Annotated in this window: 1 protein-coding gene; it reads left to right on the plus strand. The window is 37.6% G+C overall.

The genetic code is table 11. The features are described from left to right. Positions 1 to 34: 34 nt before the first annotated feature. On the plus strand, positions 35 to 1747 hold the full coding sequence (locus BEN26_RS13775) for an IS1634 family transposase (RefSeq protein WP_069798796.1): 1713 nt from the start codon (positions 35 to 37) through the stop codon (positions 1745 to 1747). Positions 1748 to 1773: the final 26 nt, after the last annotated feature.

A 1773-nucleotide genomic window follows, 5' to 3' on the forward strand; every position in this document is an offset into this window, starting at 1 on the left:
ATATATATTCCGAGTTCTAGATAGGAGGATGTGTATGTATCTTAAAAAAACTCGTCAAAAAAATGGTCGTATCTTTTTATCCATTGTGGATGGTTATTATGATAAGGACAAAGGACACTCCAGAACCATCACCGTTGAGAAAGTTGGTTATTTAGATGAACTCGAAAAGCTTTATGAAGACCCCATCGCTTATTTCAATGAAAGGGTTCAGATGCTTAAAAAGCAAAAGGCGGAACGCATATCCCCTATTTCCATGGAGTTTTCCCATGACGAAAAACTTACATACGATCAGGCCTATCGAAAAAATTTTGGTTACGCTGTATTGAGCCAAGTCTACCATGAGCTTAAAATTGACAAGTTCCTCATGAACAAACAGCGCAGTTCAAAAATAAACTTTAGCAGTAATGACATTATGAAACTCCTTGTCTTTTCTAGACTACTTCATCCAGCTTCGAAGAAAAAAACCTTTGAAAACCGATCGCTGTACTTTGAAAAAGAAAATTATTCGTTGGATGATGTTTACCGCAGTTTGTCCTTCTTTTATAAACATAGCTCAGCCTTACAGGTGCATCTTAACGATCGCATTAAGCAATTGTACGGACGTAATACTAATCTTGTCTACTATGATGTGACGAATTATTACTTTGAGACCGATACCATTGATGATTTAAGAAAAAAAGGCGTATCCAAAGAACATCGACCTAATCCGATTGTTCAAATGGGTCTATTTATGGATAACTTAGGTATTCCCATCACCTTTGAGTTGTTCCCAGGCAATACGAACGATTGTCTAACCTTTAGACCGGGTCTTTCTCGAATTCAAAAAGAATATGATCTCGGCAAAATCATTGTTGTGGCCGATAAAGGTATGACCACTGGGGACAATATCCATTACACCCTGTCAGGAAAACATGGGTATGTGTTTAGTATGTCCGTACGCGGTGCCGATCAAGAGTTCAAGAAATATGTGTTGAATGAAGATGGCTATACATGGTATGGCTCAGAGTACAAAAGAAAGTCACGCCTTTATCCTAGAACGATTTTAGTTACCTCAAGGAATGGGAAAAAGATAAAAAAAGTGGTCGATGAAAAACAAGTGATCTTCTACAGTGAAAAGTATGCAAAAAAGGCTAAGGCGGATCGTGAAAAAACTATTGCCAAAGCGATGGACATTATTCAAAATCCCGGCAAATATTCTCGAGCGACTTCTTATGGTGCTGCTGGTTATGTAAAAAATATAATGTTTGATAAAGAGACGGGTGAGATTCTTTCGCCAAAAAAATTGCTGGAACTTGACGTGGAAAAATTACAGGCGGAGGAGGCCCTTGATGGTTACTATGCGATTGTAACGAGTGAATACAAAGAGACTGACGATCATATCATCGACATTTATCGAGGGTTATGGCGAATCGAGGAATCCTTTCGTGTGACCAAAAGCGATCTTGAAGCACGTCCTGTTTTTGTTTCCAGAGAAGAACATATACAGGCACATTTTCTGACTTGTTTCATCGCACTTACCATTGCTCGGATTATTGAACACAAGCTAGACCATAAATACAGTATCGGACGGATTCTTGAAAGCCTAGCTAAATCAGAGTGCACACATATGAAACAAAATTACTACTTGTTTGATTATTTTGATGAAATTCTTAATGATCTCGGGGACATTTTTCAAATCGATTTTTCTAAAAAAATTCGTTCCCTTGGCGAAATAAAAAAAATTATCGCTACTACAAAAAAGGGGTAAAAAATTCGCTATGAATTTCTGCAAAA

Origin of the sequence: Tepidibacillus sp. HK-1 (assembly GCF_001748485.2) — a bacterium.
GTDB classification, from domain to species: Bacteria; Bacillota; Bacilli; order Tepidibacillales; family Tepidibacillaceae; genus Tepidibacillus_B; species Tepidibacillus_B infernus.